Genomic DNA, 25,079 nt, shown 5'->3' with positions numbered 1-25,079 from the left:
GCGAATCGCGCGATGACGCCGGCCGATTACCGGCTCGTCGCCGCAGCCATTTGCGGCATTGCCCTTTCGATCGTGCTGATCATCCGGGGCCGGCTCCACCCCTTCGTCGGGCTGCTCTGCGGCGCCTTCGCCGTCGGGCTGCTCGCCGGCCTGCCGATGGAGGAAACCGCCAAGGCAGTCGAGAAAGGCGCGGGGGCCATCCTCGGCGGCACCGGCCTGGTGGTCGCGCTCGGCCTGGGGCTCGGCGCGATGCTCCAGCTCTCGGACGGCGCCGGCGGGCTGGCGCGTTCGGCGCTCCGTCTCTCCGGGCCCAGGGGTGCGCCCTGGGCGAGCCTGGTCACGGCGATCGTCATCGGCCTTCCGCTGTTCTTCGAGACCGGGCTGGTGCTGCTGCTCCCGATCGTCGCCTCGGCAGCCGCCGCGCTGCCGAGCGGCCGCAATGGCGACGCGGCGAAACTCCAGCTCATGTTGCCCGCGCTCGCCGGCCTGTCGGTCGTCCACGCGCTGGTGCCGCCGCATCCGGGCCCTCTGCTCGCGGTCGACGCGCTCGGGGCAAACCTGGGGCTGACCCTCGTCTATGGCCTGCTGGTCGGCATCCCGACCGCGATCATCGCCGGCCCGCTGCTGGCGCGCTTCACAGCGCCCGGCGTCAAGCTGAGCCCGCCCTTGCTCGAGCCTGCCAAGGTCGAAGCACCGACGCCGCCCGTCGGCCGCGCGCTCGCCGCGATCCTGCTGCCCGTGGTGCTGATCGCGGCGGGGCAGGCGGTCGCGCTGCTTCCCCCCGATCTCGCGGCCAAGATGCATTGGCTCGGGCTGGTGAGCCACCCCGTCTCCGCGCTGCTCGTCGCGACGCTCGCCGCGCTCCCGCTCCTGTTCGGCCGCCGCATGCTCGATGCCGGCATCCAGCGCACGATCTGGAACGAGGCGATGTTCCCCGCCGGGGGCGTGCTGCTGGCGATCGGCGCGGGCGGCGCGCTCAAGCAGGTGCTGGTCTCCGCCGGCCTTTCGGACATGCTGGTGCGCCTCGCCGCCGGCGGCGCGATCTCGCCGCTGCTGCTCGCCTGGAGCGTCTCGGTGTGCATCCGCCTCGCGACCGGATCGGCGACCGTGGCGACGATCACCACCGCGGGCATGATGAAGGGGCTCGCCGCCGCCTCGGGCGTCGCGCCCGAATGGATGGTGCTCGCGATCGGCGCGGGATCGCTGTTCTTCTCGCACGTCAACGATCCGGGCTTCTGGCTGGTGAAGAGCTATCTGGGCACCGACATGCCCGGCACGTTCAAGACATGGTCGATCATGGAAACCGTGATCGCGGTCATAGGCTTGCTGCTGGTACTTCTCGGCAGCTCCATACTATAGCCCGGCGATGGCGATGCCGAACGAAGGAAGACTGCTCCGATGAACCACGTGCGGCTTTCCGATCAGGCCTATGCGGGCATCGTCGAGTTCATCAAGACGAAGGACCTGGAAGTGGGCGCGCGCCTTCCGTCCGAGTCCAAGCTCGCCGAATTGTTCGGCGTGTCGCGCGCGATCGTGCGCGAGGCGCTGGTTCGTCTTGCCTCGGACGGAATCACCGAGGCGCGGCGCGGCGCCGGCTCGTTCGTCAAGGGGCGCCCGTCGGAGCGGCTGATCGCCTTCATGCCGCTCGTCGAGCTGCCGACCACGCTCGGCAGCTACGAGGTCCGCTTCGTCCTCGAGGCGGAGGCGGCGCGCCTCGCGGCGCTGCGCCGCACTGCCGAGCAGATGGACCGGCTCGAGCACGCAATGGCGCGGTTGCGTGAAACCCTGCTGTCGAGCGCCCCGGCGCACGACGAGGACATGGAGCTGCACCGCTGCATCGCCGAGGCGACCGGCAACCCCGCCTTCCTCCATGCCTTCGACGCGCTCTGGTCCGACGTCGAGAAGGTGATGCGCGCCGGCGTCGACATCTCGCGGTCGCGCCCGCCCGAAGTCATCGCGGTGATGCTCCACGAGCATGAGGAGATCGTCGATTCGATCCGCATGCAGGACCCGGAGCGCGCCGCGCTGGCGATGCGCTGGCACCTCGGCGAGGGCCGCCGCCGCCTCATGCCCTGAGCGGGGCGGTCTCCAGTCGTTCCAGCACCTGGTCGCGCAGCAGGCCGGGTGCCTCTTCGGTGACCAGGGTCAGCGCCGCTTCGTTCGGCTGCGGGCGCTCGAGCGTGGCGAGCTGGCTGTCGAGCAGCCCCACCGGCATGAAATGGCCGGGCCGCGCCGTCAGCCGCTCGAGCAGCCGCTCGCGGCTGTTCTCGAGCAGCACCAGCTGTACCGGCCGCCCGATCGTGGCGCGCAGCCGGTCGCGGTAGCGCAGCCGCAGCGCCGAGCAGGCGGCGACCGCCGCGCCATGCTCGGCGATCGACTGGGCGGTCGCCTGGCCCAGCCGGTCGAGCCACGGCCAGCGGTCCTCGTCGCTCAGCGGCTGTCCGCTCCGCATCTTGGCGATCGCCTCGCGCGAATGGAAATCGTCGCCTTCGAGGAAGGGGCAACCGAGCGCCTCGGCGAGCAACGCGCCCAGCGTCGACTTGCCGCAGCCGCTCACGCCCATGACGATCACGGCGAACGGCGACGCAGGACGAACAATAGGGGGCAAGGCGACATCCTCGATACTGGTGAGGCCGGTCGGGCATGGCCGGGGCCGATGCGGCCGTACCTTTGGATGGATGCCGGCGGGCTGGAAACTACGACCTTGGTAGCAGATGCCTCTGGCGGGACGGTCGGTTAGCGATCAGGATTGATTGATGGCGGTGGAGGGCTGGATGAGGATGCACTGCGCTCTGGTTGGTGTGCTGGCAGTGACCGCGCCGGCGCAGGTTCTCGCGCAGGGCGCGTCGGTCTTCCCGCACCCGCCCGCCGAGCCCGATGCCGTGACCGTCCAGGCAAAGGGCGACGGCAGGGCCGACGACACCGACGCGCTGCAGAAGGCGCTCGACCAGGCCGTCGGCAAGACTCACCACGGGCTCGTTTTCCTGCCCTCGGGCAGATACCGTATCACGCGCACTTTGGTCGTTCCGGCAGGCGTCCGCGTCTATGGCGTCGGCCCCACGCGCCCGGTGATCCTGCTCGGCGCCAACACGCCGGGGTTCCAGCAGGGCGTCTCGACGATGATCGTCTTCGGCGGCGACGATCAGTACAATGTCGGCAAGGTGCCGGTGCCCGTGCCCACCGTCGTGCCGCGCGACAAAGTGGTGCGCGACGCCAATTCGGGCACCTTCTACTCGTCGATGCGCAACGTCGACATCGAGATCGGCGAGGGCAATCCTGCGGCGGCGGGCGTGCGCTTCCGCATGGCCCAGCACGCCTTCCTCCGCGACATGGACTTCCGCCTCGGCTCGGCCTTCGCCGGCGTCTATCAGGCGGGCAACGTCATCGAGAACGTCCACTTCCAGGGCGGGCGCTACGGCATCGTCACCGAGAAGACCTCGCCGGCGTGGCAGTTCACGCTGATCGACTCCAGCTTCGCAGGCCAGCGCGACGCCGCGATCCGCGAGCATGAGGTCGACTTGACCTTGGTCAACGTCGCCATCCGCGACACGCCGGTCGGGATCGAGATCGACCGCGGCTACTCCGACTCGCTCTGGGGCAAGGACGTCCGCTTCGAGAACGTCAGCCGCGCGGGCGTCGTCATCTCGAACGAGAACAATGTCTTCACTCAGGTCGGCTTCGAGAATGCGCTGGCGGTCAACAGCCCGGTCTTCGCGCGCTTCCGTGACACCGGGCGCACCGTCGACGGCAAGGGCAGGGCGTATCAGGTCGCATCCTTCTCCTACGGCCTGGCGGTTCCCGAGCTGGGCCGGACGGGCGAGTACAAGACCGTGGCGGACATCCGCTCGCTGCCCGCGATGCCCCGGCGCCGCGCGCCCGCGATCCGTGCGCTCCCCGACATGGCCGAATGGGTCGACGTCCGCAGCCTCGGCGTCGTCGGCGACGGCAAGGCCGACGACACCGCCGCGCTCCAGCGCGCGATCGACGGACACCGCGTCCTCTATTTCCCCACCGGCTTCTACAAGGTCACCGATCGACTGAAGCTGCGCCCGGATACGGTGCTGGTCGGGCTGCATCCGGCGATGACGCAGCTCTACATCCCCGACGACAATCCGCTCCACCGCGGGCTGGGCCCCGTGGTGCCGATCCTCGAGACTCCTGCCGGCGGCGACAACATCCTGTCCGGGCTCGGCCTGTTCACGGGCCGCGTGAACCCGCGCGCCTCCGCATTGCTGTGGCGATCGGGCGAGAACAGCCTGGTCGAGGACGTCAAGATCATGGGCGGCGGCGGCACGCCCACCGCCGATGGCAAGCCGCTCGGCATCCTCTCGGCGCACAGCGGCGATCCGGTGACCGACGGGCGCATGGACGCGCAATATCCGAGCATCTGGGTCACCGATGGTGGCGGCGGCACCTTCACCGACGTGTGGAGCCCCAACACCTTCGCCTCGGCCGGCTTCACCATCACCAACACCCGCACGCCGGGCCATATCTACGAAGTGTCGGTCGAGCACCACGCGCGCAACGAGTTCGTCCTCGACAATGTCGAGAATTGGGAATTCCTCGCGCCCCAGACCGAGCAGGAAGTGGGCGACGGCCCGAATGCCGTGTCGCTGGAGATCCGCAACTCGCGCAACCTGCTGTTCGCCAACTACCACGGCTATCGCGTGACGCGCAGCTATGCCCCCCAGCGCAGCGCCGTGAAGCTGTTCAATTCGGAGAACATCCGCTTCCGCAACCTGCATGTGAACGCCGAGAGCGGCTATGCGAGCTGCGACGACGAAGGCTGCGGCACCTTCCTGCGCGCGAGCAAATATCCGTTCGACAATGCCATCGAGGACGTGTCGCGCAAGCTGGTGGTCCGCGAGCGCGAGTTCGCCCAGCTCGACATCGGCGCGGCCGGCCGCACCATCGCACCGCCCTCCGCCAGCCTGACTTCGGTCGACAAGCTCGCCGACGGTTTCTGGTCGATCTCCGGTGCCACGGTCGATGCGAAGGGCGCGCTCTATTTCATCGACCGGCGCTTCCAGCGCATCCATCGCTGGACCGACGCCAAAGGTCTGGAGACGGTTCGCGATCAGGCGCTCGATCCGGTCAACCTCGCGGTCGATGCGTCGGGCCACCTGCTCGTGCTGTCGTCGCTCGGGCCCAAGGGTTCGGTCTATTCCTTCGATCCGGCCGGCCCGCCCGACCAGCTCACCGTGATCCAGCCGACGCCGGTGCGCGCCGGCAGCGGGGCGCGGACGCTGCTTCCGGTCAATTGGTGGCAGAACGGCGAGTTCCGCGACCAGCTCGACCACAAGACCTACGAGTTCACCACGCTCGCCGAGCTGTTCGCGCGCGAGGTCGGTACGCCCAAGGCGCAGGAATATGTCTCGCCCGACGGCAGCATCGCGCTCCCCGCCTTCCGCGTCTGGCAGCAGGGTCCGATCGACCATGCCGGCTGGCGCTGGTCGAACGGTCTCAATGCCAACGGGCTGGTGAGCGGCCGGCCGGGCGAGCGGATCTTCGTGACCAATGGCTCGGAGAACATCACCTACAGCGGCACGGTGGGTGCCGGCGGCACGCTGGCCGATCTCAAGCCCTTCGGCAATCGCGGCGGCGAGAGCGTCGCGGTCGACGGCCAGGGCCGCGTCTTCGTCGCGAACGGCCAGGTGTTCGTCTACGGCAGCGACGGCAAGGCGATCGGCCGCATCGACGTGCCCGATCGGCCGCTCCAGATCCTCTTCGGCGGGCCCGATCGGCGCACGCTGTTCATCCTCACGCACCACGCGCTCTACGCCGCCCGGCCCTGATCGGGAGACGCTACGACCTTTGTCGTACGTGCGGCCGGGCAGGCCGGGCGATACCGTCCGACAGTGGCGCAAAGAGCGAAAAGCCGGCGCCTGACGGTCAATCCGAAAAGAATCGACGGAGAGGGTAGGAGATGGAGGGGATTTTCGCTTTGCCTCGGCAGCGCTGCAGCGTGAGCCTGACGGCCCTGGTAGCCATGGCGCTCGCCGGCACCGCACACGCTCAGACGGCACCGGCGCCAGCGCCCGCGGCCGACCCCGCGCCGGCGTCGCTGCAGGAGCCGCCAGCTCCGCAGCCGACTGCCCAGCAGGAAGGCGAAATCGTCGTCACCGGTTCGCGCATCATCGCCAGCGGCTTCACTGCGCCGACGCCGACGACGGTCCTCGGCGAGGAGCAGATCACCGCCGCCGCGCAGCCGAACCTGTTCAACACGATCGCGCAGTTGCCCTCGCTCCAGGGCTCGACCGGCACCTCGACGGGCACCTTCAGCACCTCGAGCGGCCAGCAGGGCCTCAGCTCCTTCTCGCTGCGCGGCCTCCAGCCGATCCGCACGCTGACGCTGCTCGACGGCCAGCGCGTCGTCGGCGCGAACGTGACGGGCGTTCCCGACATCAGCCTGTTCCCGCAGCTGCTCGTCAAGCGCGTCGACATCGTCAACGGCGGCGCCTCGGCCTCCTACGGCTCGGACGCGGTCGGCGGCGTGGTGAACTTCATCACCGACACGCGCTTCAAGGGCTTCAAGGCCAATCTGCAGGGCGGCATCAGCACCTATGGCGACAATGCGCAGATCCTCGCGCAGGGCGCCTGGGGCGGCGCCTTCGCCGGTGACACGCTGCACGTGATCCTCAGCGGCGAATACGCCCATGACCAGGGCGTCGGCCCCGGCAATTTCGGTCTCGACCTCGCGGGCGACCGCGACTGGTACCGCGCCTCGACGCTGCTCAACACCGGCGTCACCAACAACGGCCTGCCGCAGTTCAACTACCGCGACTATGCGCAGCCCTATCAATATGCGCTCTACGGCCTGATCAACAACGGGCCGCTCCAGGGCATCGCCTTCGATGCGAATGGCGCGCCGTTCAACTTCAACTATGGGTCGAACGGCCAGCCGCTCGGCAACGGGCGGGTGAGCAACTGTTTCCCCGGCAACAGCTTCTGCGTCGGCGGCGACCTGTCGGGCGCGCCCGGCTCGGGCGCGTCGCTGGTCTCGGCGCTCCAGCGCGTCAACGGTTTCGGCCGGATCGGCTTCGACTTCGCGCCGAACAACGAGTTCTACGTGACCGTCAACGTCGCGCAGGTGAAGACGCACAACCAGCCGAGCCCGGGGTACAACCGCCCGAGCCTCACCGTGCAGTGCGCCAACCCGTTCCTGCCCCAGCTGGTCCGCGACCGCTGCGCCACTGCAGGAATCACTTCTTTCAGTTTCGGCTCCAGCAACGGCAACTTCCCCGATCCCCAGGTCTATACCGATCGGCGCCAGTATCGCTTCGTCGCGGGGCTCAAGGGCCAGTTCGACGTGGGCGGGGGCGACTGGAACTATGATGCCTATTACACCCACGGCATCACCATCTCCGATATCGACGTCAACGATATCGTCCTGCAGAACCGCTATGTCGCCGCGACCAACGCCGTCACGCTGAACGGTGCGATCGTCTGCGCCGATCCGCAGGCGCGGGCGATGGGATGCCAGCCGATCAACATCTTCGGCGGCGCCGCGCCTTCGTCGGCGGCGCTCGCCTATGTCACGCCGCCTAATGGCCCGTTCCAGCACACCAAGCTCACGCAGGACGTCGCCAGCGTCAATTTCTCGGGCGACCTGTTCAACCTCTGGGCGGGTCCGCTCACGCTCGCGTTCGGCGGCGAATATCGCCACGAATTCTACCGCGTGAACGCCGATCCCTATGGTGCCGGCGTCAGCGACCTGAGCCCGAACAGCGAAGCCTATCCGGCCGATCCGCTGCTCAACGCGGCGCAGGGCAGCAACTGGGCCGCGGGCAACTACAAGAACGGCCGCGGCGCCTATGACGTGTATGAAGGCTTCGCCGAGCTCAACCTGCCGCTGTTTGATGGCGACGGCCTCGGCCGCGCGAACCTCAACGGAGCCGCGCGCGTGACGCACTACAGCACGTCGGGCACGGTCTGGGCGTGGAAGATCGGCGGCACCTGGGATACGCCGCTCGACGGCATTCGCCTGCGCGCGGTGACTTCGCGCGACGTGCGTGCGCCCAACCTGTCGGAGCTGTTCGCGGCGCCGACCGTGACGACGCTGCCCAACTTCGCCAATCCGTTCCCGCCCGGCGGCGCGGTGCAGGCCTTCCAGAACACGATCGGCAACCCCGATCTGAAGCCTGAGATCGCGCGCAACACCGAAGTCGGCATCGTCCTCGCCAACCCGTCCTGGGCGCCGGGGCTGAACCTCTCGGTCGACTATTACACGATCAAGCTCGACGGCGTGGTCTCGACGCTGACGGCGGACCAGATCGTGCGCTTCTGCTTCGAGGGCAACGATGCCTTCTGCGGCGGTTTCGTGCTGAACAGCCCGGTGCAGGGCGGCAATTTCATCAACGTCCAGCCGTTCAATCTCGCTTCGTGGAAGACCAGCGGCTTCGATATCGAGGCGAGCTACCAGTGGCGCCAGCCGCTGGGCCTGCCGGGTACCTTCACGATCCGCGCGCTCGGCACGCACATTCGCGAGTTCCTCGTCGACGCAGGCATCGCGGGGGTGGACGAAGTCGATCAGGCCGGCGCCAACACCGGCAACACGCCGCACTGGAAGGTGCTGGCGATGCAGAGCTACGAGAACGACCGCTTCGGCTTCAACATCCAGGAGCGCTGGTTCTCGAACGGCGTCTTCGGCAACCAATATGTCGTCTGCACGTCGGCCTGCCCGGTCTCGACCGGCAACCACCCGACGATCGACTACAACCGGATGAAGGGTGCCCTCTATGTGGACGTCGGCGGCTCGTACAATCTGACGACCGGCATCAAGACCTATTTCAAGATCGACAATCTGTTCAACGTCGATCCAGTGCCGTCGCCCCAGACCAACACGGGCCTGGACGTCAATCCGGCGCTCTACGACACGATCGGTCGCACCTACCGCATCGGCGTCCGCCTCAACTTCTGAGCAATCAAGTTTACGCCCCCCTGAACTCGTCCCGGTCGCAAGACCGGGACGATCTTTTTTCCCGAGGAGTGACATGCGTCGAAGACTGATGGGTGGTGCGGCAGCGGTTCTGCTGCTCCTGGCGGCTTCGCTTCCCGCGGAAGCTTCGCAATCGGTCTATCTCACGGCACCCGACGAGCCTGCCGCAGTCCGGGTTTCGGGCGTCGGCGACGGCAAGGCGGACGACACCACCGCGATCCAGCGTGCGATCGACGCGGCGGCCGACAAGCCCGGCGGCGGTATCGTCTTCCTGCCGCAGGGCACCTATCGCATCACGCGCACGATCAAGCTCTGGCCGGGCGTCCGCATCTTCGGCGTCGGCGCCAAGCGCCCGGTGATCCTGCTTGGCGCCAACACGCCCGGGTTCCAGAAGGGCGTCGCGCACATGCTGATCTTCGCCGGCGGGCGACCCGGGCATGACAACCGGCCTGCCGGTCCGGTCGCCTTCCCGCCGCCCGGCAGCGTGCATTTCGACAAGGACCTGCCCGACGCCAATTCGGGCACCTTCTACTCGGCGCTCGGCAACATCGACTTCCGCATTCTCGACGGCAACCCCGCCGCGACCGCGATCCGCTTCCATGCCGCGCAGCACAGCTTCGTCAGCCATGCGGATTTCGACATCGGTTCGGGCCTCGCCGGCCTCTACCATGTCGCCAACGAAGCGGAGGACCTCCACTTCCGGGGCGGGCGCTATGGCATCCTCGCCGAGAAGACCTCGCCCGCCTGGCCCTTCGCGCTGGTCGATTCGAGCTTCGAGGGCCAGCGCGACGCCGCGATCCGCGAGCATGAGGCGGGGCTGACGCTGCTCAACGTCGCGTTCCGCAACGTGCCCGTCGGCATCGAGATCGACCGCGGCTATGGCGACTGGCTGTGGGGCCAGGACGTGCGCTTCGAGAATGTCTCGAAGGCCGGCGTGATCATCTCGCAGGAGCGCGACGTCTATACCCAGGTCGGCTTCCAGAACCTGGTCGCCGCGAACACGCCCATCTTCGCACGCTTCAGCGACAGCGGCCGGGAGGTGAAGGGCGCAGGCCCCACCTACAAGGTCACCTCGTTCACCCACGGCCTCACGCTGCCCGGCGTCGGGCAGATGGGCGAGTACAAGACCGCGATCCAGGCCGAGCCGATCGCTGCGCTGCCGTCTCCGGGCGGCCCAGCGATCCGGGCGCTGCCGCCGGTCTCCGACTGGGTTAGCGTCCGCACGCTCGGCGCCAAGGGCGACGACAAGACGGACGATACCGCCGCGATCCAGAAGGCGATCGACAGCCACCGCGTCGTCTATCTTCCGGCGGGGTTCTACCGCGTCAGCGACACGCTGCGCCTGCGCCCCGACACCGTGCTGCTAGGGCTGCACCCCAGCCTGACCCAGATCGTGCTCCCCGACGGATCGTCTGCCTATCAAGGCATCGGCGCGCCCAAGGCGCTGGTCGAGAGCGCGGCGGGCGGCGATGCGATCGTCGCGGGCCTCGGGCTCGACACCAACGGCGCCAATCCGCGCGCGACCGCGCTGCTGTGGAAGGCGGGGGCGGCCTCGATGGTCAACGACGTCAAGTTCCAGGGCGGCCACGGCACCAACCGCTACGACGGCACCCGCCTTGTCCCCTACAACAACAATGCCTCCGCCGATCCCGACGCGGCACGTCGCTGGGACGGCCAATATGCCAGCCTGTGGGTGACGCAGGGCGGCGGCGGCACCTTCGCCAATATCTGGAGCCCCAGCACCTTCGCCAATCCCGGTATTCTCGTCTCGGACACCGAGACCCCCGGGCGCATCATCCAGGCCTCGGTCGAGCACCATGTCCGCACCGAGATCGGGCTCAATCGCGTCGCCAATTGGGAGCTGCTCGCGCCCCAGACCGAGGAAGAGGCGGGAGAGGGGCCGGATACGGTCGCGCTCGAGATCCGGGATTCGCGCAATATCCTAGTCGCCAATTTCCACGGCTATCGCGTCACCCGCACGCGCAAGCCTGCGCCCGCCGCCGTCACGCTCTACAACTCGCATGACATCCGCTTCCGCAACGTACATGTGAACGGCGAGAGCGGCTTCGGCACTTGCGATGAGAATGGCTGCGCGACCTTCCTGCGCGTCACCAAATTCCCGTTCGAGAACGCGATCCGCGACGTCACCCACGGCCTCGACGTCCGCGAGCGCGAATTCGCCGTGCTCGACGTGCCGGCAAAGCCCGCCCCGGCTACGCCCGTCACATTCGAGGGCGCGACGGTGGAGAAGCTCGCCGACGGCTTCCACTCGATCGGCGGCGGCGCGGTGGACGCGGCCGGCAGCCTCTATTTCATCGACCGCTTCTTCAGGCGCATCCATCGCTGGTCCGACGACCGCCGGCTCGAGATCGTCCGCGACGCCGCGCTCGATCCGGTGAACTTGACCGTGGACCGCTCGGGCAATCTGCTGGTGCTGTCGTCCTGGGGGCAGAGCGGCACCGTCTACAGCTTCCGCCCGGGCGCGCCCGACCAGGAGCTGACGGTGATTACCCCGACCCCCGCCGCCGCACACCCGGGCGCCCGCGTGGCAATGCCGGCCAATTGGTGGAACAACGGGGAGTTCAAGGACCAGCTGAACCCCAAGACCTACGAATTCACCACCCTCGCGGAGATGTTCGCGCGCGACGTTGCGGTGCCCAAGGCGCAGGAATATGTCTCGCCCGACGGCAGCGTCGTGCTCCCCGCATGGCGCGTCTTCCACCAGGGCCCGCCCGATCACCGTGGCCTGCGCTTCTCGGATTCGCTCGACAGCTATGGCCTGATCCAGGGCGAGCCCGGCGCACGGGTCTTCGTCACCAACGGATCGGAGAACCGCACCTATTCGGCGAAGGTAGGCCCGGGCGGGGCCCTCACCGATCTGAAGCCGTTCGCCGAGCGCGGCGGCGAGGGCGCCGTCGCCGACGCACAGGGGCGCGTCTACGTCGCGAACGGGCAGATCTTCGTCTACGCGCCCGACGGCAGGCCGCTCGGCCGGATCGACGTGCCCGAGCGCCCGCTCCAGCTCGTCCTCGGCGGCGCGGACCGGCGCACGCTGTTCGCCCTCACGCACCGCGCGCTCTACGCCGTCCGCCTCCGCTGAACAAAAAAAGCGCCGGACCGGAAGGGGGAACACCAGGTGTTCCCATGATCCGATCCGGCGCACACCACCTGGGGAGGTTGGGTGCCGGGGGCGTGGGCGTGGCTAGAAGCGCACGCGCGCGCCGATACGATAGACGGTGCCCGAGCTCGCATATTGCGAGACCACGTCCTGGCCCTGATAGGCGTAGCGGTCGCTAGTCTGGTTGGTCAGGTTGAGCGCTTCCGCGTTGATGGAAAACCAGTCGGTCACGTTGAAGCTCGCCGAGGCGTCGAGATTGAACGTCGCCTTGCTGAAGATGAAGTCGTTGATCAGCGGGCTTCCGCAATAGCTGACCGCCGTATTGGGGTTGGTCGGCACGGGCGATGTCGAGATGCCCGGCGAGCACGACCCGGCGGCGAGCGGATAGGTGGTGCTGTAGCCTGCGCGATAGGCGCTCGACAGACGGATGCGGAAGCGGTCGGTCTCGTAATAGACCGTCGCGTTGAGCGCCTTGGGCGACACGCCCAGGAACGGCCCCTTGCCGGTGGTCTGCGGGATCGTCGCAGTGCCCGGGTCGAGGATGTAGGTCATCTCCGACTCGATGTACGTGCCGTTCACGATCACGCCAAGGTGCTTGAGGAAGCCCGGCAGGAAGGTGAGATCCATCTGGAAATTGGCCTCGATGCCGCGGACATAGCCGCCGGGCGCATCGCGGTACTGGCGCGCGAGGAACGGATAGTTGCCGTTGAGATAGGCGATCTGGTTGGCGTTGGTGAACTGCGCCTTGAGCGCCTCGATCGTCTCGGCGTCCGCGAACTCGGAGAGCTGCGCCTCGTACAGGATCGTCTGCGGGAAGCTGTCGATCTCCTTGTGGAAGGCTGCGAGCGAGATCAGCGCGCCGGGCGCGAAATACCACTCAGCGCTCAGATCGATGTTGGTCGCACGGAACGGACTCAGCTTGGGATTGCCGATGGTGAGCGTGCCGCCGAAATTATCCCCCGTATTGGGGATGCTGATCGCGGAGATCGAAGGCGAGAGATTGCCCAGCAGCGGCCGCGCCATCACCTTCGAGACGCTGGCACGCAGCACCAGCTTGTTGGTCGGCTCATAGACCAGGTTCACCGAGGGCAGGAAGTCGGTGTAGTTGTTCGAGCCGGTGATCGGCCGGCCCGCGGTGGTCTCGCCGGTGGAGACGAGATCGGTCACTGCCATGCGCGTGCCCGCGTTACCGCGGAAGCGGCCGCCGAGCACGTCGGTGTCCCACTCGACCTGCAGATAGCCACCGGTGTCAGTCTCGGTCACGCCAAAGGTGGTGGTGCGGTTGCGCTTGCGGGTGATGCGCCAGTCGCCCCACTGGTTCACGCAATTGCAGGTGAAGTCGTATAGCGCGTCGAACTTGGCGATGCTGGGAACGACGAAGCTCGTCGGCGTTCCCTCGGGCACGTTGAGGCCTTGGCCGAACTGGATCGTCTGGGCAACCGACCCGGCGGTGACGCCCGCCTCCTTCAGCGTCGGATTGAGCAAGTCACTGACGCGCTCATACTGGTCGGTGTAGAAAGTGTAGGTCCGGCGCGTGAAGCCGGCCTTGACCGTGAACTCGGGGTTCACGTCCCAGGCGAGGTCGAGCTTGCCGCCTTCATAGGTGTTGGTGGTGTGGCGCACGTAGCGGCGGATCGCCGAGAAGCCCTTCACCGTCTCCCAATTGTTCGGGTCGGCGACGTCGAAGCCGAAGTCCATCTTGGGCATCGGGCCGCCGTCGCGCTCGTCGTAGACGAACAGCCCCTGGCTATCCATGCGGTTGAACTCGACGAGCCGGCCCTCGGACACGTTGGTCGAGCGCGACTGCCCGTAGAGGCCGGAGACGCGGAAGGTGTCGCTGAATTCGTGGGTGAGGGCGATCGAGCCCTGGCGGAACTCGGTGGTATATTCGTTCTGGTCCTGCGCCGAACGGAAGTCGACATTCTGCAGCACCAGATAGTCGGCGAGGCCGTTGGTCACGTTGGACTCGAGCACCTTCACCGCTGGGCGGCCGATCAACTGCCCGCGATAGGCGAGGCGGTTGGTCGAGGGGATGTACCCCACCGAATTGGGGTTGTTGTAATAGTCGTACGGATCGAGGTTGTTAGGATTGGTGCTGAAGATGTTGGCGTTGGCAGGGCTGGTGCCGCCGGGCACGACCGCCGCTCCGCCGAGCACCGCCGGCACCAGATTTCCGTTCTGGTCATATGCCGTCGCGAATGCAGGCGTGGTGCCAAAGAGCTGCTGGCCACAGTCCATCGGCGCGTTGAGATCCGTTTCGGCCGCCGGAGTGCAGAGGCCCGGATAGAGCGCACGCGCCGCGGAAGGGGTCAGGTTGTTGCCCGCGGTGTTGTAGGCCGCGTTGGTGTTGTTGCGGTTGAGCCCGACCGGCGAGATCTGGTTGTAGATGCTGGTGTTGTGGAAGCGCGAATAGACGCCGTCGATCGTCAGCTCCGTCCGGGGCGTGATCTTCCACTGATAGGCCGCGGTCAGGCCCAGGCGGTCGTTCTTGACGTTCTGCTGCTCGATTGCCGGCAGCGCCGGGATGCGGACCTGTGAATCGTCGAAGCGGCCCGGCGTGTTGAACGGCGCGCCCGGATAGAGGTTCGCATAAGCGGTCGGGTCCGACCCGGTCAGTAGCGCGATGGCGTCGGGATTGGTGATCGCCGTACCGAGGTTGGTGCCAGTCGGCGCTGCAAAACCTCCGCGCTGGGGCGTTTCGTTGCCGGCGAAGTCGGCCCCGCGATATAGATAGTCGGCCGAGCCCACGCCGCGGCGGTACTGGTCGAGCTCATTGTCGGACTTGCTGTAGGCGCCCGAGATCAGGAAGCCCATGTCGCCGCCCATGAAGCGCTTCGAGACGAGCCCGGCGATGCGCGGCGACCACCGCTCCGAATTCTTCTGGTAGCTGCCCTGAGCGGAGAGCGCGAACGCCGCGTCCTTGTAGTCGAAGGGCTTGCCGGTGATCAGGTCGATCGTTGCGCCCAGCGAGCCTTCGTCGGTCTCGGCCGAAGGCGTCTTCTGGACGCGCAGCGAGCTGAACAGCTCGGAAGCAAAGGTGTTGTAGTCGAACGCGCGGCTGCGGTTGGGGCTGGAACCCGCATCGTTCGAGCCGGCGGTCGCCAGCGCCTCGAGTCCGTTGAGGCGGGTGCGGTTGAAGTCGCCGCCCAGGCCGCGGACCGAAATCTGGCGGCCCTCGCCATTGTCGCGGTCGATCGACACGCCGGGCAGGCGCTGGAGCGACTCGGCCAGGTTGGCGTCGGGGAAGTTGGCGATGTCCTCGGCGTTGATCGCGTCGAGCTGGACGTTGGAATCCCGCTTCTCGCGCAGCGAGCTGCGCAGCGATGCGCGGAAGCCCGTGACGACGATCTCGTTGCTCTGGGCAGCGGTGTCGGCGTCCTGCGTGGTCGCGGAAGCGTCCTCGCTCACCGCGACTGCCGCGGGCGCTTCCTGTGCGGCCGCCGGGAATGCGACACAGCCGAGTGCAAGCGCGACTGCGCCGAACGAGACGCCGTTGAGCAGTCGACGGTGGACGGCTTCCGAAACGATCATGCCTTTCCTTCTCCCTTTTGGGGAGCGGTGGCTCTGACCCGCAGCGGGCCCCCTTTCGCCTGATCGCTCCCTTTATCGCACCCCGTCTGTTGCGGGGATTGCTACCGGTTACCTAGTCTGTAATTTTTATTAGCACAAGTGTTATTCACATTCAGAATTCGCTCGGATCGGTGTTCGTGCCGCTCAGGGGAGGAGCAGAGGCCGCATGTGCGGGACGGCCGCGGCGAGTTCGCGCGTCACCATCGCGGCGAAATAGTCGGCGCCTTCGGTGCCGAGATGGGTGCGGTCGAACGAGAGCTTGCGCTGGGCCATCGGCAGATCCTGCACTTCCGTGGAAGCCACCGGCTCGACCGGTGCAGAGCTCTTGGGAAGCTGGGCGAAGCGATCGGCGCGTGCCTCGCCCATGGCCTGCAACGCGGCCGCGCTGTCCGCATTCAAGTCGATCAACGGCACCTGCTTGTCGACCGCGACCCGGCGGACGGCTGCGGCCCAGGGCTCGAGGTCGTTCTGGAGCTTGGCCTCGCTGAACATGCGCCGACTGAGCGGGGTGGCCAGGATCGGCTTCGCGCCGGCAGCGCGCGCCTCGTCCACGTAGCGTGCGAGATTGGCGGGAAACTCGGTGACGAGATCGGTCGAGCGGCCGGGCTTTCCGGGCTGGTCGTTGTGGCCGAACTGGATGACGACCCAGATGTCGCGATAACCCTTGGTGCGCATCTCCGCCAGCGCCACCTCCCAGGAGCCCTCCGTCCGATAGTTGCCCGAGCTGCGTCCACCGCGAGCCAGATTCACACAGGCCATGAAGGAAGTGACGTGATAAGCGCAGAAGCTCGGCCCCCAGCCTCCCATCACTGCCGTGGTCGAATCGCCGACGAGGATGATCTTCGATGGTTCGATGCGGCGGACGGGCTCGGTCGGTGCTTCGGCCGGAGCAGTGGCGGTCTGTGCCTGTGCCGAAAGCGGCGCGACAACCATCAGGGCGGGGAGACGCCAATGCGTGAAGACGCCCATTGACTATCTGTTCCTCACTTTGCTCCGCCTAGGAATTTTACAGATGAAATTGTATTCTACAAGTGATAACCGAACTGAAAGACGAGAGCGGAGAGGGTCCATTGTCTAACCGATTGCTGTTTCCCTCAGCCACGCGCCGCGGCGCGCTGGGATTGTTCTCGGCGGGGGTGGCGCTGGCCGGCGGTGCCGCGCGCGCGGCGCCCCGGACACGGTCCGGCAATGCCAATCTGCTCTGGTACGAGGGGCCGGCCAAGGAATGGACCGAGGCGCTGCCGGTGGGCAACGGGCGCATCGGGGCGATGGTGTTCGGCGGAGTCGCGAACGAGCAGCTCCAGCTCAACGAGGACACACTCTGGGCGGGCGGTCCCTATGACCCGGTGAACCCCCGGGCCAAGGCAAATATGGCGCAGCTCCGCAAGCTGATCTTCGACGGCCGCTATCCCGAGGCGGAGGCTTTCGCGAACGCCAATGTGATGGCCACGCCGTTGCGCCAGGCCGCGTTTCAGACGGTGGGCAGCCTGGCGATCGCGATGGCGGGGATCGGCGACGCGCCCGAGCGCTACCGCCGCTCGCTCGACATCGATTCCGCCATGGCGGAGACCGAATTCACGATCGGCGGCGTCACCTATCGCCGCCGCGTGATCGCCTCGCCGATCGACCAGGTGATCGCGGTCCATCTCTCCGCCAGCCGCCGCGGCGCGATCAGCTGCCGGCTGGGCTTCGCCTCGCCGCTCAAGCAATGGACCGTCGCGCCCGAGGGCGTCGACACGCTGCTGCTCGCGGGCCGCAACGATCGCCACGGCGACATCCCCGGTGCGCTGCGCTTCGAGGCACGGCTGCTCGCCCAGCCCAAAGGCGGGCGCGTGTCCGCCGCGGGGCAGGAGCTGGTGGTCGACGGCGCCGACGAGCTGACGCTGCTGATCGCGATGGCGACCAGCTATCGCCGCTTCGACGATGTGAGCGGGGACCCGGCCGCGATCACCAGCGCGCAGATCGCCAAGGCCGCGTCGCGCTCCTTCGCGACCATCGCCGCAGCGACCACCGCCGAGCACCGCCGGCTGTTCCGCCGCGTGACGCTCGACTTGGGCTCGAGCCCCGCAGCGGCGCTGCCCACCGACGCGCGCATCCGCCAGTCGGAAACCGCGAACGACCCGGCGCTCGCCGCGCTCTATTTCCAATATGGCCGCTATCTGCTGATCGGATCGTCGCGACCGGGCAGCCAGCCCGCCAATCTCCAGGGAATCTGGAACGACAAGCCCAGTCCGCCCTGGGGCGGCAAGTACACGGTGAACATCAACACCGAGATGAATTATTGGCCGGCCGAGCCGACCAACCTGCCCGAATGCGTCGAGCCGCTGATCCGCATGGTGCGCGAGATTGCGGTCACCGGCGCGCGTACGGCCCGCGACATGTATGGCGCGCGCGGCTGGGTCTGCCATCACAACACCGATCTGTGGCGTGCCACCGCGCCGATCGACGGCGCCAAGTTCGGGCTCTGGCCCACCGGTGGCGCGTGGCTGTGCACGCATCTGTGGGAGCATTACGAGTACAACCCCGACCGGGCCTATCTCGCCTCGATCTATCCGGTGCTCAAGGGCGCGGCGCTATTCTTCCTCGATACGCTGCAGGTCGATCCGAAGACGGGGCGTCTCGTCACCAACCCGTCGCTCTCGCCCGAGAACGACCATGGCCATGGTTCGTCGCTGATCCACGGGCCGACGATGGACATGCAGATCGTCGGCGATCTGTTCGACCAGACCGCTGCTGCGGCGCACATCCTCGGCGGCGACGCGGCTTTCGCCGATGAAGTCGTCGCCGCGCGCAAGCGGCTGCTGCCGATGAAGATCGGCAGCCAGGGCCAGCTCCAGGAATGGCCCGAGGATTGGGACGCCAACGCTGGCGACATCCACCACCGCCACGTCTCGCACCTCTACGGCCTTTATCCGAGCCGCCAGATCGACGTCGACCGCACCCCCGAGCTGGCGCGCGCGGCGCAGCGCTCGCTCGAGATCCGTGGCGACAAGGCGACCGGCTGGGCGACCGCGTGGCGGATCAATCTCTGGGCGCGGCTGCGCGACGGCAATCGCGCGCATTCGATCCTGCGCTTCCTGCTCGGCCCCGAGCGCACCTATCCGAACATGTTCGACGCGCATCCGCCGTTCCAGATCGACGGCAATTTCGGCGGCGCGGCGGGGATTGCCGAGATGCTGGTGCAGAACCAGGGCGAGGAGATCCGCCTGCTCCCCGCACTGCCCCAGGCCTGGCCCGAGGGTTCGGTGACCGGGCTGCGCACGCGCGGCGGCTGCACGATCGATCTCAGCTGGCGCGGCGGCCGGCTCGAGTCCGCGCGCATCCGCGGCAGCGTCGAGGGGCGCCGGATCGTCCGGCTGGGCGAGGGCCGGCGCGAGGTCCGGATCCGCCCAGGCCGCGAGGTGCGGCTCAAGGCACGGGACTTCGGGAGGGCATGACGATGGAAGTGGTGGTCTGCGCAGAGCCGGGCGTGCTGGTACGCGGCGCGCGCGCTCGCCCCTCGCGCGAGCCGGGCCAGGTGCTGGTCCGCATCCGCCGGGTGGGCATGTGCGGCACCGATTATCACATCTTCCGCGGGACCCAGCCCTATGTCGACTATCCCCGCGTCATCGGCCACGAGCTGGCGGGCGAAGTGGTCGAGGCCGACGACGAAGGCCGCTTCGCGATCGGTACGACGGTCTGCATCATGCCCTATATCTCCTGCGGCACCTGCGCGGCGTGCCGGAAGGGCAAGACCAATTGCTGCATGCGGATCGAAGTGCTGGGGGTCCACCGCGATGGCGGGCTCGCCGAGTATCTGGCGGTCGATGCGCGCTTCGTGATCGACGCGCAGGGGCTCAGCCTCGACCAGGCGGCGATGGTGGAGTTCCTGTCGATCGGCCGCCACGCGGCCGAGCGCGCGGGACTCTCCGCCGGGCAGAAGGTGCTGGTGTCGGGGGCGGGGCCGATCGGCATGGCAGTGACGCTCTTCGCCGTGCGGGCCGGTGCCGAGGTGACGGTGATCGACGGCAACGCCGCCCGCGCCACGTTCTGTGCGCAGACGCTCGGCGCGCGGGCCGCGCTGGTCCTCGACGACGGAGTCGGAGATCGCCTTCGTGAAACCAGCGGCGGCGACGGGTTCGACACGGTGTTCGACGCGACCGGCAGCGCCGCCGCGATCGAGGCCGGCTTCGAGCATGTCGCGCATGGCGGCAACTATGTGCTCGTCTCGGTCGTGCCTGACACGATCCGCTTCAGTGATCCCGAGTTCCACCGCCGCGAGATGAGCCTGCTCGGCAGCCGCAACGCCACACTGGCGGACTTCGCCGCGGTGATCGAGGCGATCCGCGCCGGAGAGGTGCCGACCACCGCCATGCACACCCACAGCGCGCCGCTGTCCGAGCTGCCCGGCCGAATGGCGGAATGGATGACGCCGGGCGCGGGGGTGATCAAGGCGATCGTCGAGATTTGAACAGGGCGGACGAACCCGGGAGCAACCCGGCAGCCGTTCAGGAGGGGAATGCATGCATCAGTTGAGCCGCCGCGGCTTTATCGCGGCGACGGGGGTGGGTCTCGCCGCTTCGTTCATTCCGTCGACCCACGCGGCTCCGGTCCTGGGTGAGATCCCCGATGAAGGTTGGGGGCTGTGGATCGATCGCGACGCCGCCTATGAAAACGACCGCATCTATCTGCCCGCCGAGGTCGATCTCGCGGCGCTGCCGATCAACCCGCCGACAGGGGGTTGGGACGCGCTGTGGAAGGCCGCCGCGCTGCCGGTGACGCTCCCCACAACGGTCGAGGAGCATTGTTGGGGCGCCTTCGGCCAGCGCCCCTATACCGGCGACGAATATCGCTACGCGGCGGACGATCCGGTGCCGCAGAACGGCGCGTATCGCGGCGTCTCCTGGTGGTATCGCGAGATCGACGTGCCCGCCTCGGCCAAGGGCAAGCGCCTGTTCCTCCACATCCGCGGCGCGCGGCTTCGGGCGGAGATATTTTTCAACGAGAAGCTCGTCGGCTATTCGATCATGTCGGAGCTGCCGATCCACTGCGACCTGACCGATGCGATGCGCCCCGGCGCGCCCAACCGGCTGGCGATCCGTATCACCAACCCCGGCGGCCGATTCGACTGGCGGGATTCTACTACGATGATGTGGGGCGTCGTAAAGTTGTTCGCCTCGCACGGGTTCGGCGGGATCGATCGTGGGATGACGCTGAGCGCGCATCCGCTCGACGCGCATATCCGCGACGCCTGGGTGCTCAACACCCCCGATCCGCGCGAAGTGACCGCGCACATGGAAGTCGTCTTCGCCGCGCCGCCGCGGAGCATCGAGGCGCTGCGCCGCCGCGCCACGCTGGCGCTGCTCGACGGCAGGGAAAGGGCGCAACCCGCGTCGGTCAAGCTCGAGACGTTGCGGCTCGACGGCAATGTCGCGACCGTCGTCTTCCGCGTGCGCGCCGCTGATGCGCAATTGTGGGACCTCGCGACGCCCGTCCTGTACCGGCTGCGCTTCGGCTGGGGCGCCGACGAGCGGAGCGTCGAGTTCGGCTTCCGCTGGTTCGCGCCCGAGGGCGTCGGCACCAACGCGCTGCTCCGCCTCAACGGGCGGCGGGTGAAGCTCTATTCGGCAATCTCCTGGGGCTATTGGGGCTACAACGGCCTGTGGCCGACGCGCGAGCTGGCCGAGCGCGAAGTGACCTCGGCCAAGGCGCTGGGGCTCAACTGCCTTCACTTCCATCGCAACGTCGGCAAGGAGGAGGTCTTCGCCGCGCAGAACCGCATGGGCCTGCTGCGCGTGATGGAGCCCGGGGGGGGCCGCCATGGCATCGGTCGCGACCTCAAGCCCGGCGAGCAGCTCTCGCCCGCCGACCGCTTCAGCCGCGACTTCATGGTCGCCAAATGCGTCGCCATGGCGCGGACCTTCCGCTCCAACCCCAGCCTGATCCAGTACACGATCCAGAACGAGATCGGCGCCAACCTCGCCAATCCCGACGTGCAGCGGATATTGAAGGCGGTCCATGACACCGACCCGAGCCGGACGGTGATCCTCAACGACGGCTTCGTCCAGCGCGGCGCGGCGCAGGCAATGTACCTGCCCTACAGCGATCATTATTACCGCTCGGACGTCGAGCAATGGGGCGGCTGGTGGGTCAATCACCAGGGCGCCGGCGACCAGTGGTACGACAAATTCTACCAGTCGAAGGACGCGTATATCCATCGCCAGACGGGCAAGCCCTTCATCGTCGAGTTCGGCGAGATGCAGGGCTGCGCGGTCGCGGACAATCACGCGAAGATGGTCGCCGAGATCGAGGCGCGCGGCGGCAAGTCCTACGACATCGAGGATCACCGCGCGATCCTGCGCGAGACCGAGGCGTTCCTCGACAAATGGGGTTTCCGCAAGGCCTTCCCGACCGCCGAGGCGCTGTACCTCTCGATCGGCCGCAAATGCTATGAGGCGTGGGAGAATTACCACGAGAACATCCGCATCGGCGACGAGGTGGACGTAGCGGCGATCAGCGGGTGGGAGAGCACTGCGATCGAGAACCATTCGGGGATCGTCGACAATCTCCGCCACTTCAAGGCCGATCCCGAGATCGTCCGCCGCAGCCTGGCGCCGGTGCGGCCCTGCGCCAAGCAGCGGCGGCTGGTCTATGCGCTCGGCGAGCGAGCGCTGCTCGACCTTTATCTGTTCAATGACACCGGTGTACCGGCGCCGGGCGGGCTCAGCCTCTCGCTGATCGACCCTGACGGCGGCGCGCGCGCCGTAGGCAGCTATGCGGTGCCCGCGCATGAGGCCGATGTCTTCCGCTATCTGCTCGCCGAGCAGGTGGCGCTTCCGGCGTTCGACAGGGCCGGCGCCTGGCGCGTCCGCTTCGTCCATTCGGCGCACTCGGACGCAGCGTTCGAGCGCGAATTCTGGGTGGTCGGCCCCGGCCGGGGCGCTCGGCGCACGCCGCGGATCGCGCTATCGGGTGTGGCCCAGTCGTTCCGCCGCCAGCTCGAGGTCGTGGACGGCGCGGTCTTCGAGGATTTCGTCGCCGGCCGCCGCTACGACGGCATCATCGCCTCGGGGCTCAAGGCCGACGAGATCGCGCGGCGCCAGATCGGCGAGCAGACCGGGCTCGAGGCGCAGCCGGGGAAGGCCGACAAACCCGAGCTGGTGCTGGGCGAGCTGCCGCCCGCCGTGCTCGCCGCAGTGAAAGCAGGCACGCCATTGCTTGCGATGGTGCCCGAGGACGGCCTCGCGGACGGCGTAGCGCGCCAGCTCTCGGCGCTCGGGCTGTTCGCTTATGAAGGGCAGGTCGGCAACCTCCGCGCCCCCTGGATGGGCAATTGGAATTACCTGCGCGCGCACGCGCTATTCGGCGGCATTCCGGCGGACCAGGCGACGAGCGTGCTCCACCAGATAGAGGGGCAACCCTCCAACGGGTTGCTGGTCGATGGCGAGGGCGTCGAGATCCTCGCCGCCTACAGCCGCGACCATGATCGCAGGAACGGCGCCGCGACGCTGATCGCGCGCAGCCGGGGCATGCGCGTGCTCGTCCACCGCCTGCCGGACATGGTAGCGCCGCTGCAGCGGCGGTTTCTGGAAAATGCAGTCCATTGGCTCGCCGAGGGCGATGGATCGGGAAGGGGAGAGCGTTGATGCGTATGCTTGGCTTGGCGGCCGTTGCCGTCTGCATCGGGGCGAGCGCCCCCGCGGTCGCGCAGGCGATCGGCCACATGACTCCCGCCGAACCACTCACCGAGGCGCGGATCGCCACGCTTCCGGCGACCGAGCGCGGGCCCTGGCTCGCCTATCTCCGCAGATCGCGCGCGCAGATGCAGGCGGACCAGGCAGCGCTCGCCGCCGAGCGCGCAGGCCTTGCTGCCGCGGCGATCCCGGCGCCGCCGCCCGAGGGCAGCACGCGCACCATGCCGCTCGATCGCCAGGCGAGCTGGTACGCAGGCGAGGAGGCACGCCGCATCGCAGACAATATCGTCAGCTTCCAGACCCCGGCGGGCGGCTGGGGCAAGAACCAGGACCGCAGCGGGCCGCCCCGCGCCAGGCGCCAGCATTACGTCATCGTCGAGCATCTGCCGCCGATGGCCAAGGGCGACATCCAGGCGCGCGACGCTAAATGGGTCTATGTCGGCACGATCGACAATGGCGCGACGACCACGGAGATGCGCTTCCTCGCCCGCGCGCAGCAGGCGTGGCCGGGTGCGCAGGGGGAGGCCTATCGCCAGGCCTTCCTGCGCGGCGTGCGCTATCTGCTCGCAGCGCAATATCCCAACGGCGGCTGGCCGCAGATCTATCCGGTCGAGGGCGGCTACCACGACGCGATCACCTTCAACGACGACGCGATGGCCGACGTGATCGGGCTGCTGCTCGACGTCTCGCGGCGGCAGGGCGATTATGGCTTCGTGCCGGCGGAGGTCGCAGCCCAGGCCAAGACCGCGGTCGATTGCGCAGTCGACGTGATCCTCGCGACCCAGGTCGTGGTGGGTGGCAAGCGGACCGGCTGGGGGCAGCAGCACGACATGCTGACGCTCGCCCCGGCGGGTGCGCGCAATTTCGAGCCGACGTCGCTCTCCAGCAACGAAAGCGCCGGGCTGCTCGCGCTGCTGATGCGCCTCCCGGAGCGCTCCCCACGCGTCGACGCTGCGATCGAAGCGGGCATCGCCTGGCTGCGCAGTGTCGCGATCCGCGACATGGCATGGACCTCGACCACGCCCGCGGAAGGCCGCAGGCTGGTGGCACGGCCTGGCGCAGGGCCGATTTGGGCACGCTTCTACGACATTGCGACGATGCGCCCGATCTTCGGCGACCGCGACCGGTCGATCCAGACCGATGTCAACGCCGTCAGCCTCGAGCGTCGCAATGGGTACAGCTGGTTCGGCGCGGGGCCGGGGCGGGTGATTCAGGCCTATGATGCGGGCAGGGCCGCGCGCTAGGCGCGCCTGCGCCGCCAGGCTTCGACGGCGGCAACGGTGGCGCAAGTGAGCTCGGCCGGCAGGTCGTCGAGGGCGAACCAGCCGAGCCCGCCGTGCTTCTCGGGCTCGAGGATCGCGGGCTTGCCGCCGATCCGCTCGACCAGATAGACCGGCGCGACCCAGTGCGTGCCGGTCGCGGCGTCGATCTGGTCGACGAAACAGAGCAGGTCCAGGGGCTCGATGTCCACGCCCAGCTCCTCGCGCACCTCGCGCCGGACCGCCGCGGGCGCCGTCTCGAACAGTTCGATCTTGCCGCCGGGCAGGCCCCAGCATCCGGCTTCGGGGGCGGTCTTCCGCTGCATCAGCAGGATGCGGCCATCGACGATGATCGCGGCGCCGCATCCGACTCTCGGCTCGGTGAAGACTGTCTGGTTTGCCATGGCCGCGCTCTCTCCACCGCTCGCGGCCCCGCGTCACGATCGCTTTGCTTGGCAGTACGAAAGCGGCCCGGAACGCGGCGGCGATCGGCTCGTTCGATTCAGGACAGGAGACGTCCC

13 protein-coding genes are annotated in these 25,079 nt (G+C 68.0%); 9 read left to right on the top strand and 4 right to left on the bottom strand.

Annotated features, from left to right (window positions below; all coding sequences use genetic code 11):
- The first annotated feature begins 12 nt into the window (after window positions 1-12).
- Together J7500_RS07085 and J7500_RS07080 are read left to right on the top strand one after the other, a co-directional pair.
- Complete coding sequence (locus J7500_RS07085) at window positions 13-1,359, top strand: gluconate:H+ symporter (RefSeq protein ID WP_294060937.1); 1,347 nt, start codon at window positions 13-15, stop codon at window positions 1,357-1,359.
- Between the two features lie 39 nt (window positions 1,360-1,398).
- The gene (locus tag J7500_RS07080) at window positions 1,399-2,076 is read left to right on the top strand and encodes a FadR/GntR family transcriptional regulator (RefSeq protein WP_294060936.1); all 678 of its coding nucleotides are present in this window, start codon (window positions 1,399-1,401) and stop codon (window positions 2,074-2,076) included.
- On the opposite strand, the gene J7500_RS07075 is transcribed toward J7500_RS07080, so the two are convergent.
- Window positions 2,066-2,563, bottom strand: a complete 498-nt coding sequence (locus J7500_RS07075) for a gluconokinase, GntK/IdnK-type (RefSeq protein WP_294061121.1) — start codon at window positions 2,561-2,563, stop codon at window positions 2,066-2,068. The genes J7500_RS07080 and J7500_RS07075 overlap by 11 nt on opposite strands.
- A 211-nt stretch (window positions 2,564-2,774) precedes the next feature.
- On the opposite strand from J7500_RS07075, the gene J7500_RS07070 reads away from it, so the two are divergent.
- The 3 genes from J7500_RS07070 to J7500_RS07060 all read left to right on the top strand — a co-directional run bounded on the left by J7500_RS07070 (window position 2,775) and on the right by J7500_RS07060 (window position 12,038).
- Window positions 2,775-5,795: a glycosyl hydrolase family 28-related protein gene (locus J7500_RS07070; RefSeq protein WP_294060935.1), complete on the top strand. Its 3,021-nt coding sequence runs from the start codon at window positions 2,775-2,777 to the stop codon at window positions 5,793-5,795.
- 131 nt (window positions 5,796-5,926) lie between these two features.
- Entirely contained in the window at window positions 5,927-8,920 is a 2,994-nt protein-coding gene (locus tag J7500_RS07065; protein WP_294060934.1) for a TonB-dependent siderophore receptor, read from the top strand.
- A gap of 73 nt (window positions 8,921-8,993) precedes the next feature.
- Complete coding sequence (locus tag J7500_RS07060) at window positions 8,994-12,038, top strand: glycosyl hydrolase family 28-related protein (RefSeq protein WP_294060932.1); 3,045 nt, start codon at window positions 8,994-8,996, stop codon at window positions 12,036-12,038.
- A 102-nt stretch (window positions 12,039-12,140) separates the two neighbouring features.
- Here the strand turns inward: J7500_RS07060 and J7500_RS07055 are convergent, their stop codons facing one another.
- Together J7500_RS07055 and J7500_RS07050 are read right to left on the bottom strand one after the other, a co-directional pair.
- On the bottom strand, window positions 12,141-15,587 hold the full coding sequence (locus tag J7500_RS07055) for a TonB-dependent receptor (RefSeq protein WP_294060931.1): 3,447 nt from the start codon (window positions 15,585-15,587) through the stop codon (window positions 12,141-12,143).
- Between the two features lie 183 nt (window positions 15,588-15,770).
- Complete coding sequence (locus J7500_RS07050) at window positions 15,771-16,595, bottom strand: rhamnogalacturonan acetylesterase (RefSeq protein WP_294060929.1); 825 nt, start codon at window positions 16,593-16,595, stop codon at window positions 15,771-15,773.
- A gap of 101 nt (window positions 16,596-16,696) precedes the next feature.
- On the opposite strand from J7500_RS07050, the gene J7500_RS07045 reads away from it, so the two are divergent.
- From J7500_RS07045 to pelA, 4 genes are read left to right on the top strand one after another with little or no spacing between them, the layout of a single operon-like run.
- Window positions 16,697-19,063, top strand: coding sequence for a glycoside hydrolase family 95 protein (locus J7500_RS07045; RefSeq protein WP_294060927.1), 2,367 nt, complete (start codon window positions 16,697-16,699; stop codon window positions 19,061-19,063).
- A complete protein-coding gene (locus J7500_RS07040; protein WP_294060925.1) occupies window positions 19,060-20,076 on the top strand; it encodes a zinc-binding alcohol dehydrogenase family protein in 1,017 nt (338 codons plus the stop codon). Before J7500_RS07045 ends, J7500_RS07040 begins: the two co-directional genes overlap by 4 nt.
- A gap of 52 nt (window positions 20,077-20,128) precedes the next feature.
- Window positions 20,129-23,251 carry a sugar-binding domain-containing protein gene (locus J7500_RS07035; RefSeq protein ID WP_294060924.1) on the top strand — a complete coding sequence of 1,041 codons (3,123 nt, stop codon included), beginning with the start codon at window positions 20,129-20,131 and terminating at the stop codon, window positions 23,249-23,251.
- The gene (pelA, locus tag J7500_RS07030) at window positions 23,251-24,543 is read left to right on the top strand and encodes a pectate lyase (protein WP_294060923.1); all 1,293 of its coding nucleotides are present in this window, start codon (window positions 23,251-23,253) and stop codon (window positions 24,541-24,543) included. The genes J7500_RS07035 and pelA overlap by 1 nt, the downstream gene beginning before the upstream one ends.
- Here the strand turns inward: pelA and J7500_RS07025 are convergent.
- Window positions 24,540-24,962: an NUDIX domain-containing protein gene (locus J7500_RS07025; RefSeq protein ID WP_294060922.1), complete on the bottom strand. Its 423-nt coding sequence runs from the start codon at window positions 24,960-24,962 to the stop codon at window positions 24,540-24,542. The two genes, pelA and J7500_RS07025, sit on opposite strands and share 4 nt — an antisense overlap.
- Window positions 24,963-25,079 lie beyond the last annotated feature (117 nt).

Origin of the sequence: Sphingomonas sp. (genome assembly GCF_017744835.1) — a bacterium.
Taxonomy (GTDB): Bacteria; Pseudomonadota; Alphaproteobacteria; order Sphingomonadales; family Sphingomonadaceae; genus Sphingomonas.
Note: the sequence above shows the minus strand (reverse complement) of the source record. Positions and strands in the feature narration are given on the sequence as shown.